Source organism: Erwinia phyllosphaerae (assembly GCF_019132875.1).
Lineage (GTDB): Bacteria > Pseudomonadota > Gammaproteobacteria > Enterobacterales > Enterobacteriaceae > Erwinia > Erwinia phyllosphaerae.
Genome location: NZ_JAHSPF010000014.1, coordinates 71,794 through 88,663 on the forward strand (window position 1 = coordinate 71,794; position 16,870 = coordinate 88,663).

The window sequence follows — 16,870 nt, forward strand, 5'->3', positions numbered from 1 at the left end:
GCGGGTTTAAATGATAAAAGCATCCCAGGGCATTATTATTATTCGTGCAGGCCACCAGCATGATGCTGCTTTTTTATGGTTCTACCGTTCGCCTCAGGGAGACTATTTTGCAGGCAGTCTGGATGATATCGTTTTGCCAAAAAGACTATTCAGAGAAAACAAAGTTATTTTCCTGATGCCCTCCAGCCGGCTATTGTTTTGCGATATAGCCGCGGCGAATCTGAAAAAACCTTCGTTACAGACGTTAATCTGGCAAATTGAAAGCGAACTGCTGAGCGAGGCTGAATCCCTGCATGGCGTTATTCTTGGCCGCGATAACGGCCAGTACAGTGTCGCGGCGGTGGAGAAACAGCTTTTTGCCCGGTGGCTGGAGCGTCTGCGTCAGGCTGGTATAACGCCTGATGCCGTCTACCCGGACGTGCTGGCGCTTCCCTGTCATGCCGCGATAAAGCTGGGCGAGGAGTGGCTGGTAAGGTATGGCCCGACAAAAGGCCTTTGTGCCAGCGAAACGTACCTGGCTTTGTTATGGGATAAGACGCAGAACACAGCGCCGGTCCGCTGTTTCAGCGCGCCGGTTCCTGCTATTGCAGGCTGGGAAGCAGCCCCTGTTTGCACGGCTTCGGTACTTTTTGACACCCCTCTCTTACCCGAACACTCTTTTTTAACCAGCGAGTTTCAGCCCAGGCCCGCGCTGACGCGCCTGGCAGGCTTTAAAGCACTGATTATCGGTTCCGCTGTATCGGCACTGCTACTGGCAGGACTGCCTTTTTTTGAAGCTTACTCTGCTATGCGGCAGGCCAGTCAGCTGGAAAACCAGGCCCGCCAGCAGGCAGGAAGCCACTTTTCTTCCTTGCCTGAACGCGTGCCGTTACGAGCATGGCTGGAGCAGAAGCTGAGCCGTTCCTCGGCAGCGTCGTCTTATGGTCTACACGCCATGCTGGAAAAAAGCTATCCGCTGCTGGCGCAAATCCATCAGGGGCAAACCGAAGCCCTGACGTGGGACAGCGAACAGCAAACCCTGACTTTTACCCTTGCCGATACGCAACCTGACCTGCCCGGGCTGGCCAGTGGGTATGCCGTTGAAGGATTGCTGGTGCAAGCGGAGCCACAGAAAAGAAAGCGAGTCCGGCTGATAATTCGACGAGTAAATGATGAAGGTTAATAAAATAGTGGGCGCATGGCGTTGCCGCAACCGGCGTGAAAAAATCTTAATAGCGGTACTGGCTATGATAATTTTGCTGGCGGGAGGAAAGGTGCTTGTCCTTGATAACTTAAACGCTTATCGGCTACAGGCTCAGAAGCGGCTGACGGTAGCGCAGCGGCAGTTAATCTGGCTACAACAGCACGAACGAGAACTGGCAGCAGCAGGCCAGGCGGAAAAAGTAAAAGCGGATAACACCCTGACAGAGCGTGTACAGAATACGCTTCCCGATAATATCAGCATCAATGAATGGCAGGAGCGGCCCGATCGCCGTTTTATTCTGTTTATAACCACGCCAGATCTTTATTCAGTGGTAACGTGGCTTAATCAGCTGGAGACGCAGCAGCAGATCCTGGTCGATAAATTTAGCTTCAGCCTTAAAAATGAAACGGCTGAAGTTATCCTGAGGGAAAGAGAGCAATGAGTCTCTGGTGGCACGCTCAACCGCAATGGCTACTGCATCTTTTCTTCGCTTTAACGGGCGCTGTTGCGGGGAGCTTTATCAATGTGGTTATTTACCGCGTTCCCCTGATGATTGCGCAGGAAAATAACCTGCGCTATAACCTTTTCTTACCGCGCTCGCATTGTCCTGCCTGTTGCCAGACGCTGAACTGGTATCACACTCTTCCGCTACTAAGCTGGTTGCTTTTAAAAGGGAGATGCGGCTGGTGCAGCAAAAAAATAAGCATCCGCTATTTGCTGGTAGAGCTATTTTTTACGTTATTGGCTCTGCTGCTGTCATATTTAAAACAGGATCTCACCGAGGCTTTTTTTTCGCTGCTGTTCTGTGGTTTTCTGCTGCCGTTAACCCTGATTGATCTCAGAACAAAAATGTTGCCCGATATGCTGACGCTCCCTTTTTTATGGGTAGGGCTGCTGTTTCATGCGCTGGCACCAGCGTCTTTTCCGACCCTTGCTGATGCGGTTTACGGTGCTGTTGCAGGCTATGTGGCGCTCTGGCTGCTGTACTGGCTGTTTTATGGGATAACCGGGCGCGAAGGGCTGGGCTACGGTGATTTTAAGCTGCTGGCCGCGCTGGGTGCCTGGTTTGGCTGGGCGATGCTGCCAGGGATTTTATTGCTGGCTGCCAGCCTTGGTCTTATCGCGGCAGTGTTTGCCCGGCTGGTGAGTAATAAAAAGCTAACGCGTGAAATCCCCTTTGGGCCTTTTCTGGCGGCGGCGGGGCTGGCTTTTTACTTTTCCCCGTTCTGAGCGCCGGTACGGCTATTCGTACCGGTCATATAGTCAGGCTGGTTATTGACCGCTAATAAACGGCAGCAGCGAATCTGCCAGCTTCCGGCATTTTTCCTCGGTTAACCGGGGATCTTCATCGATCAGCTGTTGTTTTTTCATACTGATGAGATTGAGCGACTTATACTCTGCGGCACGGGTATTCCAGCCTCTTTTTTCTGCCAGCCCAAGCGCTCTTGCCGTCAGGGCTTGTTCATCCGGTAAGGTTGTTTGTGCACATTGTTGCCGCAAATAGCTGCCGCCTGCAATCAGCGAGGCAAGCTGTTCAACCTGCTCGGTGGCTATTGGAGCATTGACGCGGGAATGGTGACAGCCTGTCATAATAAAAGTAAGTGAGAAGGCAATAATAACCCGGTGGATAAAAGAATTTTTTTTCATGTAGTTCCCATTGGCGTTACGTCGCTAATAAAAAATTATCGATTTATTTAAAATAAGATATTTATTCGGCAGGGAATAATAGCGCTTTCCTTATTATTTTCAATAGCGGGTGAACGACATAAAATGCAACCAGGAATACTCAAGGAAAGTTAAATAAGCTGATATTAAATAATGATTGTTTTTATGTTGCGTGCCAGAAAAATATTTATCAATCCGCCGTGCTATTCTTTTATCATTCGCTCCGAAATAGCAATGAATGAAAACGATATTAATAACCATTCTGCAAAGCCCAGACCGCCGCCTCTACCCGCGATTTTAATTTCATCTTTTTCAACAGGTGTTTTACATGGACCTTGACCGTGCTTTCCGTAATGGAGAGCTTGCGGGCAATGGCTTTATTGGTCATACCCAGCGTAATCAGCTTCAGGATATCGCGCTCACGACGAGTCAGCTGCTCAATATCTCGCGCTTCAGCCGGGCGTGCTTCGCGCAGGCTGGTTACCAACACATTGGTCAATTTTTCACTCAGCACCATCTGTCCGGCGGCGGCCTGATGTAGCGCTTTTAGCAACGCTTCCGGTTCCATATCTTTTAGCAGATAACCGTCGGCCCCTCGCTTCAGCGCATTGACGACATCGTCTTCGTGATTAGAAACGCTAAAAACCACAATGCGGCCGGAGAGATCGACGGTGCGCAGCTGTAACAGCGTATCCAGCCCGTTCATGCCGGGCATATTTAAATCCAGCAGGATAAGGTCCGGATCGTGCTGTTCTGCCAGCATGACGCCCTGCGCGCCGTCGCTGGCTTCGCCTACTACCTGTAAACGTTCGTCCAGCTCAATCAGCTGCTTAACGCCATTGCGCAGCATGGGATGATCGTCAATCAGCAGGATGGTGGCTTTCTCTTCTTTCACTCTGGTTTTCCTGAACAGGCGGCGGCGACAAATTACCCAATGACACCGCATTTTACCGATTAGCCATGCTAACCCTATACCACTAAGGGAGTAACTCTTTATTTTTGCCGCGCGAAGGAGCCGGTAAGCAGGACGATAATCTAAATATTAATTACTTGAAAAATAAAAGTATTTACAGGATTCCCAGGCTACTCATACCGGGCTGAAACAGGCCCGTCGGGTGGAAATGACCTGCATCCTCGTTGATTTAAGTCAACCTGGCCCGGAGACGCGTTACGCAGAATGCGCACGATTAACCCGGAGAATATTATGTCGCAGCTTGTCCCACTTCAACCCAGGCAAAACAGCGCGGTAATCCAGACGTGGCAGCCGGAGAACAGCGAGTTCTGGCAGCAGCATGGAAAACGTATCGCCAGCCGTAACCTGTGGATTTCCGTTTTCTGCCTGTTGCTGGCGTTTTGCGTCTGGATGCTGTTCAGCGCGGTAACGGTAAATTTAAATAAGGTCGGCTTTACTTTTACTACCGATCAGCTCTTTTTGCTGACGGCGCTGCCGTCGGTTTCCGGCGCGCTGCTGCGTATTCCTTACTCCTTTGTTATCCCACTTTTTGGCGGACGGCGCTGGACGGCCTTTAGCACCGGCATTCTACTGGTTCCCTGCGTATGGCTGGGCTTTGCCGTTCAGGATACCAGCACCTCCTTTACCACTTTCACGCTTATTGCGCTGCTGTGTGGCTTTGCCGGAGCAAACTTTGCCTCCAGCATGGGCAACATCAGCTTCTTTTTCCCCAAAGCACAGCAGGGCGGCGCGCTGGGTATTAACGGCGGTCTGGGCAACCTGGGCGTCAGCGTGATGCAGTTTGTCGCGCCGCTGGCGGTTTCCTTCGGCATTTTTAGCCTGTTTGGCGGTGAAGCGCAGACGCTGGCCAGCGGTGAGACTATCTGGCTGGAAAATGCGGCCTGGATCTGGGTGCCGTTTCTGGCTGTCGCCACGCTGGCAGCGTGGTTTGGCATGAACGATCTGGCGGCGGCGAAATCCTCGCTGAGCGAACAGCTACCGGTACTGAAGCGCGGCCATCTGTGGATTATGGCACTGCTCTATCTGGCGACCTTCGGCTCCTTTATCGGCTTTTCGGCGGGATTTGCCATGCTGGCAAAAACGCAGTTTCCCGATGTCAGCATCTTACAGTTTGCCTTTCTCGGCCCGCTGCTGGGCGCGCTGGCACGTTCCGCAGGCGGAATGATTTCCGATCGTTTTGGCGGCGTGCGGGTCACGCTAATCAACTTTGTGCTGATGGCTATTTTCGCCGCGCTGCTGTTTCTGACGCTGCCCGATGCCAGCAGGGCCGGCTCGTTTGTGGCCTTCTTCGGCGTCTTTATGGGGCTGTTTTTAACGGCGGGGCTGGGTAGCGGTTCAACCTACCAGATGATTGCCGTCATCTTCCGCAAACTGACGCTGGAAAAAAGCGCCGCAGCAGGTAAAAGCGCAGAAGATGCACAGCGTGAAGCCGTTACCGAAACGTCTGCCGCACTGGGTTTTATTTCTGCAATTGGCGCACTGGGCGGATTTTTTATCCCGCAGACCTTTGGGCTTTCTCTGTCCATGCTGGGCACGCCAACGGGCGCGATGAAAATTTTCCTCGCCTTTTATCTGGTATGCATCGGCGTAACCTGGCTGGTATACGGCCGCAAAAACCGATTCTGATAAACGCGCGCAGGCTACGTCCCTGCGCCGCTTAAGCAATGTCACCCTAAAGCCTTCAGGAGTTTTCCGGATGAGCAAATTTCTCGATCGGTTTCGCTACTTTAAACAGTTAGCGGAGCCTTTTTCTGGCCAGCACGGTCAGACACTCAACACCAATCGCGACTGGGAAGAGGGCTACCGTAGCCGCTGGCAGCACGACAAAATCGTGCGCTCGACCCATGGCGTAAACTGTACCGGCTCCTGTAGCTGGAAAATTTACGTCAAAAACGGTCTGGTAACCTGGGAAACGCAGCAGACCGACTATCCGCGCACGCGTCCGGATTTACCCAACCATGAACCGCGCGGCTGTCCGCGTGGTGCCAGCTATTCCTGGTACCTTTACAGCGCCAACCGCCTGAAATATCCGCTAATGCGCAAAAAGCTGTTGCAGCTGTGGCGCGAGGCGAAAGTGGCCCATCAGGATCCCGTGGCGGCCTGGGGATCGATCGTTAGCGATCCTGAAAAAGCGAAAAGCTATAAGATCGCGCGCGGCCGCGGCGGTTTTGTTCGCTCCAGCTGGCAGGAGGTTAACGAGCTGATTGCCGCCGCCAATATTTATACGGCAAAAACCTTCGGCCCCGATCGCATCGTTGGCTTTTCGCCGATCCCGGCGATGTCGATGGTTTCCTATGCCGCTGGCGCGCGCTATCTGTCACTGATTGGCGGCGTCTGCCTGAGCTTCTACGACTGGTATTGCGATCTGCCGCCCGCTTCGCCAATGACCTGGGGCGAACAGACCGACGTGCCGGAGTCGGCCGACTGGTATAACTCCTCTTACATTATCGCCTGGGGCTCTAACGTGCCGCAGACGCGCACGCCGGATGCGCATTTCTTTACCGAAGTACGCTATAAAGGCACCAAAACTGTCGCCATCACGCCAGATTATGCCGAAGTCGCCAAGCTATGCGACCAGTGGCTCAATCCCAAACAGGGTACCGATAGCGCGCTGGCGCTCGCGCTGGGTCACGTCATCCTGCAAGAGTTTCACCTTGACCGCGAGGTAGGCTACTTCCGCGACTATGTCCGCAGCTACACCGATATGCCAATGCTGGTACTGCTGGAGCCGCGCGAAGGGGGTTATTACGCCGCTGGCCGTCAGCTGCGCGCCAGCGATCTGATTGATAACCTTGGCCAGGAAAATAATCCGCAGTGGAAAACCATCGCTATCGACCAGACCAGCGGCGAGCTGGTGGCACCACAAGGATCTATCGGCTATCGCTGGGGCGAAAAAGGCAAATGGAATCTGGAGCAGCGCGAAGGCGGAACGCAGCAGGAAGTGACGCTACAGCTTAGCCTGTTGCACAGCCATGATGCGGTAGTCGACGTCGGCTTTCCCTACTTTGGCGGCACGGAGAGTGAAAACTTCAACAGCGTGACGCTGGACGAAATCCTGCTGCACAAGCTACCGGTAAAAAGATTGCAGCTGGCGGACGGTAGCGAAGCGCTGGTCACCAGCGTTTACGATCTGACGCTGGCCAATTACGGGCTGGATCGCGGCCTGGAAGATGACAACTGCGCCCGCAGCTATGATGAAGTCAAAGCCTACAGCCCTGCCTGGGCCGAACAGATTACCGGCGTCTCCCGGCAAAACATTATTCGCCTTGCCCGTGAATTTGCCGAAAACGCGGAGAAAACGCGCGGCCGCTCGATGATTATCGTCGGGGCTGGGATGAACCACTGGTATCACATGGATATGAACTACCGTGGATTAATTAATATGCTGGTCTTCTGCGGCTGCGTCGGGCAGAGCGGCGGCGGCTGGGCGCACTACGTCGGTCAGGAAAAACTGCGGCCGCAAACCGGCTGGACGCCGCTGGCGTTTGCCCTTGACTGGCAGCGTCCGCCGCGCCATATGAACAGCACCTCGTTCTTTTATAACCACTCCAGCCAGTGGCGCTATGAAACCGTGCAGACCAGTGAACTGCTTTCTCCGCTGGCGGATAAAAAGCGCTACGGCGGCAGCCTGATCGATTTTAACGTACGTTCCGAGCGGATGGGCTGGTTACCTTCCGCCCCACAGCTAAACAGCAACCCGCTGAACATTGCCGCACAGGCTAAAGCCGCTGGCCTTTCGCCGGTGGATTTTACCGTACAGAGCCTGAAAGAAGGAACGCTGCGCTTTGCCGCTGAACAGCCGGACAATCCGCAGAACTTCCCGCGTAATATGTTTGTCTGGCGCTCAAACCTGCTTGGCTCATCCGGCAAAGGCCATGAGTACATGCTCAAATATTTACTGGGTACGGAACACGGTATTCAGGGCAAAGATTTAGGCGCGCAGGGCGGCGTAAGGCCGGAAGAAGTGGAATGGCAGGAGCAGGGCGGTGAAGGCAAGCTGGATCTGGTCGTCACGCTGGATTTCCGCCTGTCGAGCACCTGTCTCTATTCCGATATCGTGCTGCCGACCGCTACCTGGTACGAAAAGGACGATATGAATACCTCGGATATGCATCCGTTTATTCATCCGCTGTCGGCGGCGGTCGATCCGGCCTGGGAAGCCAAAAGCGACTGGGAAATCTATAAAGGCATCGCCAAAGCCTTTTCGGAACTTTGCCCCGGCCACCTGGGCGTGGAAACCGACGTGGTCACGCTGCCGGTACAGCACGACTCTCCGGCAGAGCTGGCGCAGGCTTTTGACGTCGCAGAGTGGAAAAAGGGCGAATGCGATCTGATTCCGGGCAAAACCGCGCCGCATCTTATCGCAGTCGAGCGTGACTATCCGGCCACCTGGGAGCGCTTTACCTCGCTTGGCCCACTGCTGGACAAGCTGGGCAACGGCGGCAAAGGCATCAGCTGGAACACGCAAAAAGAGGTCGATTTCCTTAAAGAGCTGAACTACGTCAAGGCCGAAGGGCCAGCGGCGGGCCGTCCTAACATCGACAGCGCCATTGATGCCGCCGAAGTGATCCTGTCGCTGGCGCCGGAAACCAACGGTCAGGTAGCGGTAAAAGCCTGGCAGGCGCTGAGCGAAATCACCGGACGCGACCATAGCCATCTGGCGTTAAACAAAGAAGATGAAAAGATCCGTTTTCGGGATATCCAGGCGCAGCCGCGCAAAATCATCTCCAGCCCAACCTGGTCAGGACTGGAAGACGAGCACGTCTCCTATAACGCCTGCTACACCAATGTTCACGAGCTAATCCCGTGGCGTACGCTCAGCGGACGCCAGCAGCTTTATCAGGATCACGAGTGGATGCGCGCCTTTGGCGAAAGCCTGCTGGTTTATCGTCCGCCGATTGATACCCGCGCGGCTAAGCCTTTGCTCAACCAGAAGCCGAACGGTAATCCGGAGAAAGCGCTGAATTTCCTGACGCCGCACCAGAAGTGGGGCATTCACTCTACCTATAGCGACAATTTGCTGATGCTGACGCTGTCGCGCGGCGGACCCATCGTCTGGATGAGCGAAGAGGACGCCCGCGAGCTGGGTATTGCGGATAACGACTGGATAGAAGCCTTTAACGCCAACGGCTCGCTGACCGCTCGCGCGGTCGTTAGCCAGCGTATTCCCGCCGGGATGACCATGATGTATCACGCGCAGGAACGCATCGTAAATATTCCCGGTTCGGAAATCACCGGCCAGCGCGGCGGCATTCATAACTCCGTTACCCGCGCCTGCCCTAAACCAACCCACATGATCGGCGGCTATGCGCAGCTCTCCTACGGTTTCAACTATTACGGCACCGTAGGCTCCAACCGCGATGAGTTCGTGGTGGTGCGCAAAATGAATAACGTCAACTGGTTAGACGATGAAGGCAACGACAGCCGCCAGGGCAGCCAGCAGGAGATCAAACCATGAAAATTCGCTCGCAGGTCGGCATGGTGCTGAATCTGGATAAATGTATCGGCTGCCATACCTGTTCCGTAACCTGTAAAAACGTCTGGACCAGCCGTGAAGGCATGGAATACGCCTGGTTTAACAATGTCGAAAGCAAACCGGGCGTCGGCTATCCGCACGCCTGGGAAGATCAAGGAAAATGGCGGGGCGGCTGGATCCGTAAAATCAACGGCAGGCTGGTGCCGCGCATGGGTAATCGCGTTGGACTGCTGTCGAAAATCTTCGCCAACCCTGACGTGCCGGGGCTGGATGATTACTACGAGCCGTTCGACTACGACTATCAGCATCTGCATAACGCGCCCGCCGGCAAACATCAGCCAGTCGCGCGGCCACGCTCGCTGATCACCGGCCAGCGCATGCAGAAAATCGAGAATGGCCCGAACTGGGAAGAGATTCTGGGCGGCGAATTTTCTAAGCGTTCGCAGGATAAAAATTTCGATCGGATGCAGAAAGAGATGTACGGCCAGTTTGAGCACACTTTTATGGCCTATCTGCCGCGGCTGTGCGAACACTGCCTCAATCCCGCCTGCGTCGCCACCTGCCCAAGCGGCGCGATCTACAAACGTGGCGAAGACGGCATTGTGCTGATCGACCAGGACAAGTGCCGCGGCTGGCGCATGTGCCTGACCGGCTGCCCTTATAAAAAAATTTACTTCAACTGGAAAAGCGGTAAGTCGGAGAAATGTATTTTCTGCTATCCGCGCATCGAAGCGGGCCAGCCGACGGTCTGCTCGGAAACCTGCGTGGGTCGCATTCGCTATCTTGGCGTGCTGCTGTATGACGCGGATCGCATCGCCCAGGCGGCCTCAACCGAACACGAGCAGGATCTCTACCAGAGCCAGAGGGAGATCTTCCTTGACCCTGACGATCCGCAGGTTATCGCCGAAGCGTTAAAAGAAGGCATTCCGCAAAGCGTAATCGACGCCGCGCAGCGTTCGCCGGTCTACAAAATGGCGATGGAGTGGAAGCTGGCGCTACCGCTGCACCCGGAATACCGTACGCTGCCGATGGTCTGGTATGTGCCACCGCTGTCGCCGATTCAAAGCGCGGCGGATGCGGGCAAGCTGGCGCACAACGGCATATTGCCGGATGTAGAAAGCCTGCGCATCCCCGTGCAGTACCTGGCGAATCTGCTGACCGCTGGCGATACCGAGCCGGTGTTACTGGCGCTGAAAAGGATGCTGGCGATGCGTCACTACAAGCGTGCGGAAACCGTTGATAACGAGAAGGATACCCGCGCGCTGGAAGAGGTTGGCCTGAGCGAAGCGCAGGCGCAGGAGATGTACCGCTATCTGGCTATCGCTAATTATGAAGATCGCTTTGTCGTGCCTTCCAGCCATCGTGAGCTTGCGCGCGAGGCTTTTCCTGAAAGCAAAGGCTGCGGTTTCAGCTTTGGCGATGGCTGCCGGGGCAGCGATGGCACATTTAACCTGTTTAACAGCCGCCGTATTGACGCTATTGATATCGGCAACAAGTCGGAGAAGCCGCAATGATCGCTTTAAATATACTTGCCCGGCTGCTGGACTATCCGGACGAAGCGCTGTTTACGCATCAGGCCGAGCTGATTACGGCGCTGGAAAAAGCCAGCGAGTTGACTACTGCACAACGGACGCGTCTGTCTCAGTTCATCACCACGCTGTGCGCCAGCCCGCTGCTGGACAGGCAGGCCGACTACTGCGAACTGTTCGATCGCGGTCGTGCTACCTCGCTGCTGCTGTTTGAGCACGTTCATGGTGAATCGCGAGATCGTGGCCAGGCGATGGTCGATCTGCTGGATCAATATCGGGCCGACGGGCTGGAGCTAACGGCAAAAGAGCTGCCCGATTTTCTGCCGCTCTATCTGGAATATCTTGCCAGCCTGGACGCTGCGCGCGCGCGATCCGGCCTTGCGGATATCGCGCCGATTCTGGCCTTGCTGGCCGCCAGGCTGCATCAGCGCCAGAGCCGCTACGGTGAGCTGTTTGACCTGCTGCTGGCGCTGGCCGAATCCGGACTGGCGGCGGAAGACCTTAAACCCCGGGTAGGCAAAGAAGCCCGCGACGATACGCCTGCGGCGCTGGATGCCGTGTGGGAAGAAGAGCAGATCAAGTTTCTCGGCGAGCAGGGCTGCGCTTCGGCACAGCAGGCAGCGCATCAACGGCGTTTTGCCGACGCGGTGACGCCGCAGTATCTGGACGTGGCGGCGATAACAACATCCACGGGACATTCATCATGAATTTTTTGACGGGTTTCTTTTTCGATATTTATCCATACCTGGCGGGCAGCGTCTTTTTAATCGGCAGCTGGCTACGCTATGACTATGGCCAGTACAGCTGGCGCGCCGGCTCCAGCCAGATGCTGGATAAAAAAGGCATGCGGCTTGCCTCTAATCTGTTTCATATCGGCATTATCGGGATTTTTTTCGGCCATTTTGTTGGCCTGCTGACGCCGCACTGGATGTACGAGTCCTTTTTGCCGATTGCCGCCAAGCAGAAGCTGGCAATGGTTGCCGGTGGCCTTTGCGGTTTAATGACGCTGGTGGGCGGCGGGCTGCTGCTGAAGCGCCGCCTGCTTAATCCACGCGTCAGGGCAACCAGCAGCACGGGCGATATTTTGATTCTGACGCTGCTGGTGGCGCAGGCTGCGCTGGGTCTGCTGACCATTCTTTTCTCCGCACAGCATATGGACGGCAGCGAAATGATGAAGCTGGTAGGCTGGGCGCAGGCCATAGTAACCTTCCACGGCGGCGCATCTCAGCATCTGGCAGGCGTTGCGCTGATCTACCGCATCCATATGGTGCTGGGCATGACGCTGTTTCTTCTGTTTCCATTCTGCCGCCTGGTGCATATCTGGAGCGTGCCGCTGGAATATCTGACCCGTCGCTATCAGCTGGTACGTAATCGGCGTTGATTTTTTTGCAAAAAGGGCGATACGCAAGTTGTTAACGTTATGTTGAGACGTTGCTCAGCGTATCCGCTTTTCTCCTCTACTACACTGCCTGTTATTACGAGCCGCCGTCGCGGCTCTTTTTTTGCTCATTATGGAGCCAGCGTTTTAACAGGGCAGGAGAGCTGATGATCATTTCTGCATCAACGGACTATCGCAAGGCAGCGCAGCGCAGGCTGCCGCCTTTTTTATTCCACTATATCGATGGCGGGGCCTATAGCGAGCACACGCTAAAGCGCAATACCGCCGATCTGGCCGACATCGCACTGCGCCAGCGTGTGCTGAACAACATGTCCGAGCTGAGTCTGGAAACCACGCTGTTTGATGAAAAGTTGGCGATGCCGGTCATTCTTGCACCGGTAGGGCTGACCGGTATGTATGCCAGACGCGGTGAAGTACAGGCGGCTCGCGCAGCGGAAAAAAAGGGCATCCCTTTTACGCTTTCTACGGTTTCCGTCTGCCCGATTGAAGAGGTTGCGCCAGCTATCCAGCGCCCAATGTGGTTCCAGCTTTACGTGCTGAAAGATCGTGGCTTTATGCGTAACGCGCTGGAACGCGCCAGAGCGGCGGGCGTCACCACGCTGGTGTTTACCGTAGATATGCCGGTTCCCGGCGCGCGCTATCGTGATGCACACTCCGGTATGAGCGGCCCGAACGCCGCAGCGCGACGCATTATTCAGGCAATGATGCATCCGCATTGGGCATGGGATGTCGGCCTGAACGGCAAACCACACGATTTGGGGAACGTCTCTGCTTATCGCGGTCATCCCACCACGCTGGAAGACTATATTGGCTGGCTGGGCGCAAATTTCGATCCGTCGATCTCGTGGAAAGATCTGGAGTGGATCCGGGAGTTCTGGCAAGGGCCGATGATCATTAAAGGCATTCTGGATCCGCAGGATGCGAAAGACGCGGTCAGCTTTGGTGCCGACGGGATTGTGATATCCAACCACGGTGGTAGACAGCTTGATGGCGTACTGTCGACGGCACGCGCGTTGCCTGCTATTGCCGATGCGGTGAAAGGCGATATCAAAATCCTGGCGGATTCAGGTATTCGTACCGGTCTGGACGTGGTGCGGATGATTGCGCTGGGCGCAGACAGCGTGCTGCTGGGCAGGGCCTTTATTTATGCGCTGGCGGCGGCGGGCGAGGCGGGCGTGGAAAATCTGCTATCGCTGATGGAAAAGGAGATGCGCGTGGCGATGACGTTAACCGGCGCAAAATCGATAGCTGAGATTAACCGGGATTCACTGGTCGCGTTGTAGGGCTGGCTGTCGGCGGGCGTTTAAGCTGCTTCGCCGACAAATCATAACGTTAATACCGCCAGCTTTAGCCATGCATAAAATGGCTTTTTACCTGCCGAATATTGTCGGCTTTATAACGGCAGCAAAACGGCCCGGCAGAAAAGAAACTGGTTTACGTAACATCTGTTTTCATCATCGCGATCTATGCTCTAACATAAGTTCTACTTTTCGTTTCATATGGATATCCAATGCGTTGTCTGGCCACACTTTTACCCGCGCTGGTACTGCTTTCCGCCTGTAGCAGCAAAGCACCGCAGCCCGAGCCGCACGGCAACCCTTTTCAGGGCGGCAACCGTTTTCTGTTAGATCCTGCGCATAATGTGGCTCCGCTGGACGGCGATTTCGCTAACAGTCCGTCAGCAGAAGCGTTTATCGATAAAATGGTGCGCGAGCACAACTTTGACCGGCAGCAGCTGCACAACGTGCTGGCGCAGGCAAAGCGCCTCGACTGGGTGTTGCGGTTGATGGATCGCCAGGCCCCCTCTTATCAGCCGCCTTCCGGGCCAAACGGCGCGTGGATCCGCTACCGCAAAAAATTTATCGTGCCGGATAACGTGCAGAATGGCGTGCAGTTCTGGAACCAGTATCAGGATGCGCTCAATCGCGCCTGGCAGGTTTACGGCGTCCCGCCGGAAATTATCGTTGGCATCATCGGCGTTGAAACCCGCTGGGGACGCGTGATGGGTAAAACCCGTATTATCGATGCGCTGGCAACGCTCTCCTTTGCCTATCCGCGCCGCGCCGACTATTTCAGCAGCGAGCTGGAAACCTTCCTGCTGATGGCAAAAGAAGAGAATGACGATCCGCTCGATTTACGTGGCTCTTTTGCCGGAGCGATGGGCTACGGTCAGTTTATGCCGTCATCGTTTAAACAGTATGCGGTGGATTTCAACGGCGATGGCCATATCAACTTATGGGATCCGGTTGATGCCATCGGCAGCGTCGCGCATTACTTCCAGGCGCACGGTTGGGTAAAAGGCGAAACCGTTGCCGTTCCGGCTAACGGCCAGGCTCCTTTACTGGAAAACGGCTTTAAAACTCGCTATACGCTGTCGCAGCTTGCCGAGGCTGGCCTGTCGCCACAGGTGCCGCTGCAGGAACAGCAGGTTAGCCTGCTGCGCTTCGATATGGGGACCTACTATCAATACTGGTATGGGCTACCAAACTTCTATGCCATCACCCGCTATAACCACAGCAACCACTATGCGATGGCCGTGTGGCAGCTGGGTGAAGCCGTGCGGGACGCTCGCCGAAGCCTGTAACGCTCACTAGCGCGCCATCCGGGCGCGCTTCTTCATAACCTCCTGTTTGTCATTTGCTTTTCAACGCGTTATTCAGGAAGACGCCTCGCAAACCTTGCCATTCTTCCTTCTGCCCGGGCTAAAAAGTGCTAATCTTTCTTTTCATTGAAGAGAGGGCAGGGAATTCTGATGACGGATGATGAGCTAAGCCAGTTGAGCCTTGAAGTCGGCCAACGTTTGCAGCGTTTACACGCCACGGTGACGACGGCTGAATCCTGTACCGGCGGCTGGATCGCTAAGGTGTTAACCGATACTGCCGGTAGCTCACAGTGGTTTGAGCGGGGCTTTGTTACCTACAGCAATGACGCCAAACAGGCGCTGGTCGGTGTCAGTCAGGCTTCGCTGGAAAGCTTTGGCGCAGTGAGCGAACAGGTAGTGCGGGAAATGGCAGAAGGCGCGCTTAAACAGGCTGGCGCACAGTATGCCGTGGCCGTCAGCGGCATTGCCGGGCCTGATGGCGGAACGGCGGAAAAACCTGTTGGCACGGTCTGGTTTGGCCTGGCGGCGGCTGAGGCTAACTCGCTGGCGCAGCGCAAAATTTTCGCTGGCGACCGCGCCTCCGTACGCCGCCAGGCCACGGCTCATGCGCTGTTGCTACTGCGTGACCATTTTCTGAAAAATTAAGCTTGATACTGTATGACTATACAGTATAATTGTTCCCATATTGATTGTGACACGAAGCCGCGCAAGCGTGCTTTACCCCCGCGTGATTAGGAGTGGAAATGGCTATTGACGAAAACAAGCAAAAAGCACTGGCAGCAGCGCTGGGCCAGATTGAGAAACAATTTGGTAAAGGCTCCATCATGCGCCTGGGTGAAGACCGCACTATGGATGTGGAAACCATCTCTACCGGTTCGCTTTCGCTGGATATCGCGCTTGGCGCGGGCGGTCTGCCAATGGGCCGTATCGTCGAAATTTACGGGCCGGAATCTTCCGGTAAAACCACGCTGACGCTGCAGGTTATCGCTGCTGCACAGCGCAAGGGCAAAACCTGCGCCTTTATCGATGCCGAGCATGCGCTCGATCCCGTCTACGCCAAAAAACTGGGCGTGGATATCGATAACCTGCTCTGTTCTCAGCCGGATACCGGTGAGCAGGCGCTGGAAATCTGTGACGCGCTGGCACGCTCCGGTGCTGTGGATGTGATCATCGTCGACTCCGTCGCGGCGCTGACGCCAAAAGCGGAAATCGAAGGCGAAATCGGTGACTCTCACATGGGCCTCGCGGCACGTATGATGAGCCAGGCAATGCGTAAGCTGGCCGGTAACCTGAAGAACTCCAACACGCTGCTGATCTTCATTAACCAGATCCGTATGAAAATCGGCGTGATGTTTGGTAACCCGGAAACCACTACCGGTGGTAACGCGCTGAAGTTCTACGCTTCCGTCCGTCTGGATATCCGTCGTATCGGCGCGATCAAAGAGGGTGACGAAGTAGTAGGTAGCGAAACCCGCGTGAAGGTAGTGAAAAACAAAATCGCTGCGCCGTTTAAGCAGGCGGAATTCCAGATTATGTACGGCGAAGGTATCAACATCTACGGCGAGCTGGTTGACCTGGGCGTTAAGCACAAGCTGATTGAGAAAGCCGGCGCATGGTACAGCTACAACGGTGACAAAATCGGTCAGGGTAAGGCAAATGCCGGCAACTTCCTGAAAGAGAACCCGGCTGTGGCGACAGAGATCGAAACCAAACTGCGCGCTACGCTGATGAACAACCCGGACAGCACGCCTGACTTTGTTGCGGACAAAGACGACGCGGACGAAGCAAGCGAAACGAACGAGAACTTCTAAGTTCGCCAGCCGTACCGGCACGTTGTTAACCATCATAAGGAGTGGCTCAGGCCGCTCCTTTTTGTTTTCCCGCCTGAGTCACGTCGGCGGTGGCCGCAGGTTTTTTGACAACGGCTATCAGCGTCTTCAGGGAAAGCAATTAACTGTTTAAAAGTAGCTATCGGTTTTTCGCCGCTGGCTGACAAGCTTCTTCACCCGCAGCCAGAAACAGCGTCCTGAATCTGCTGTTCAG

The 16,870-nt window shown here is 55.0% G+C and carries 14 protein-coding genes; 12 read left to right on the forward strand and 2 right to left on the reverse strand.

Going from position 1 to position 16,870, the window contains the following annotated elements; translation table 11 throughout:
- Positions 1-10 precede the first annotated feature (10 nt).
- The 3 genes from gspL to KUE00_RS19860 all read left to right on the forward strand — a co-directional run bounded on the left by gspL (position 11) and on the right by KUE00_RS19860 (position 2,413).
- Positions 11-1,162 (forward strand): type II secretion system protein GspL, encoded by a 1,152-nt coding sequence (gspL, locus tag KUE00_RS19850; protein ID WP_246761833.1) that lies wholly within the window; start codon positions 11-13, stop codon positions 1,160-1,162.
- A gap of 64 nt (positions 1,163-1,226) precedes the next feature.
- A complete protein-coding gene (gene gspM / locus KUE00_RS19855) occupies positions 1,227-1,625 on the forward strand; it encodes a type II secretion system protein GspM (protein WP_246761917.1) in 399 nt (132 codons plus the stop codon).
- Positions 1,622-2,413, forward strand: coding sequence for a prepilin peptidase (locus KUE00_RS19860; protein WP_246761835.1), 792 nt, complete (start codon positions 1,622-1,624; stop codon positions 2,411-2,413). The genes gspM and KUE00_RS19860 overlap by 4 nt, the downstream gene beginning before the upstream one ends.
- Before the next feature lie 42 nt (positions 2,414-2,455).
- Here the strand turns inward: KUE00_RS19860 and gspS are convergent, their stop codons facing one another.
- The gene (gene gspS, locus KUE00_RS19865) at positions 2,456-2,830 is read right to left on the reverse strand and encodes a type II secretion system pilot lipoprotein GspS (protein WP_246761837.1); all 375 of its coding nucleotides are present in this window, start codon (positions 2,828-2,830) and stop codon (positions 2,456-2,458) included.
- A gap of 268 nt (positions 2,831-3,098) precedes the next feature.
- Positions 3,099-3,794: a two-component system response regulator NarL gene (gene narL, locus KUE00_RS19870; RefSeq protein ID WP_281434693.1), complete on the reverse strand. Its 696-nt coding sequence runs from the start codon at positions 3,792-3,794 to the stop codon at positions 3,099-3,101.
- A gap of 258 nt (positions 3,795-4,052) precedes the next feature.
- Here narL and KUE00_RS19875 point away from each other — a divergent pair, with 258 nt between their 5' ends.
- From KUE00_RS19875 to recA, 9 genes are all read left to right on the forward strand, one after another.
- Positions 4,053-5,447, forward strand: coding sequence for a NarK family nitrate/nitrite MFS transporter (locus KUE00_RS19875; protein WP_246761839.1), 1,395 nt, complete (start codon positions 4,053-4,055; stop codon positions 5,445-5,447).
- Between the two features lie 70 nt (positions 5,448-5,517).
- Complete coding sequence (locus tag KUE00_RS19880) at positions 5,518-9,279, forward strand: nitrate reductase subunit alpha (RefSeq protein WP_246761840.1); 3,762 nt, start codon at positions 5,518-5,520, stop codon at positions 9,277-9,279.
- A complete protein-coding gene (gene narH / locus KUE00_RS19885) occupies positions 9,276-10,811 on the forward strand; it encodes a nitrate reductase subunit beta (RefSeq protein ID WP_246761842.1) in 1,536 nt (511 codons plus the stop codon). The genes KUE00_RS19880 and narH overlap by 4 nt, the downstream gene beginning before the upstream one ends.
- Positions 10,808-11,533, forward strand: a complete 726-nt coding sequence (gene narJ / locus KUE00_RS19890; RefSeq protein WP_246761844.1) for a nitrate reductase molybdenum cofactor assembly chaperone — start codon at positions 10,808-10,810, stop codon at positions 11,531-11,533. Before narH ends, narJ begins: the two co-directional genes overlap by 4 nt.
- Entirely contained in the window at positions 11,530-12,207 is a 678-nt protein-coding gene (gene narI, locus KUE00_RS19895; protein ID WP_246761846.1) for a respiratory nitrate reductase subunit gamma, read from the forward strand. The genes narJ and narI overlap by 4 nt, the downstream gene beginning before the upstream one ends.
- A gap of 164 nt (positions 12,208-12,371) precedes the next feature.
- Positions 12,372-13,508, forward strand: coding sequence for an FMN-dependent L-lactate dehydrogenase LldD (lldD, locus tag KUE00_RS19900; protein WP_246761848.1), 1,137 nt, complete (start codon positions 12,372-12,374; stop codon positions 13,506-13,508).
- Between the two features lie 227 nt (positions 13,509-13,735).
- Positions 13,736-14,809, forward strand: a complete 1,074-nt coding sequence (gene mltB / locus KUE00_RS19905) for a lytic murein transglycosylase B (RefSeq protein WP_246761850.1) — start codon at positions 13,736-13,738, stop codon at positions 14,807-14,809.
- A gap of 168 nt (positions 14,810-14,977) precedes the next feature.
- Positions 14,978-15,472, forward strand: a complete 495-nt coding sequence (gene pncC / locus KUE00_RS19910; protein ID WP_246761852.1) for a nicotinamide-nucleotide amidase — start codon at positions 14,978-14,980, stop codon at positions 15,470-15,472.
- A 98-nt stretch (positions 15,473-15,570) separates the two neighbouring features.
- Entirely contained in the window at positions 15,571-16,638 is a 1,068-nt protein-coding gene (recA, locus tag KUE00_RS19915) for a recombinase RecA (protein ID WP_246761853.1), read from the forward strand.
- The last annotated feature ends 232 nt before the right edge of the window (positions 16,639-16,870 follow it).

Bases quoted from the DNA above. Each gene is read 5' to 3' on its own strand.
- gspL (WP_246761833.1), top strand. From the start codon at position 11: ATGATAAAAGCATCCCAGGGCATTATTATTATTCGTGCAGGCCACCAG.
- gspM (WP_246761917.1), top strand. From the start codon at position 1,227: ATGATAATTTTGCTGGCGGGAGGAAAGGTGCTTGTCCTTGATAACTTA.
- KUE00_RS19860 (WP_246761835.1), top strand. From the start codon at position 1,622: ATGAGTCTCTGGTGGCACGCTCAACCGCAATGGCTACTGCATCTTTTC.
- gspS (WP_246761837.1), bottom strand. From the start codon at position 2,830: ATGAAAAAAAATTCTTTTATCCACCGGGTTATTATTGCCTTCTCACTT.
- narL (WP_281434693.1), bottom strand. From the start codon at position 3,794: ATGCGGTGTCATTGGGTAATTTGTCGCCGCCGCCTGTTCAGGAAAACC.
- KUE00_RS19875 (WP_246761839.1), top strand. From the start codon at position 4,053: ATGTCGCAGCTTGTCCCACTTCAACCCAGGCAAAACAGCGCGGTAATC.
- KUE00_RS19880 (WP_246761840.1), top strand. From the start codon at position 5,518: ATGAGCAAATTTCTCGATCGGTTTCGCTACTTTAAACAGTTAGCGGAG.
- narH (WP_246761842.1), top strand. From the start codon at position 9,276: ATGAAAATTCGCTCGCAGGTCGGCATGGTGCTGAATCTGGATAAATGT.
- narJ (WP_246761844.1), top strand. From the start codon at position 10,808: ATGATCGCTTTAAATATACTTGCCCGGCTGCTGGACTATCCGGACGAA.
- narI (WP_246761846.1), top strand. From the start codon at position 11,530: ATGAATTTTTTGACGGGTTTCTTTTTCGATATTTATCCATACCTGGCG.
- lldD (WP_246761848.1), top strand. From the start codon at position 12,372: ATGATCATTTCTGCATCAACGGACTATCGCAAGGCAGCGCAGCGCAGG.
- mltB (WP_246761850.1), top strand. From the start codon at position 13,736: ATGCGTTGTCTGGCCACACTTTTACCCGCGCTGGTACTGCTTTCCGCC.
- pncC (WP_246761852.1), top strand. From the start codon at position 14,978: ATGACGGATGATGAGCTAAGCCAGTTGAGCCTTGAAGTCGGCCAACGT.
- recA (WP_246761853.1), top strand. From the start codon at position 15,571: ATGGCTATTGACGAAAACAAGCAAAAAGCACTGGCAGCAGCGCTGGGC.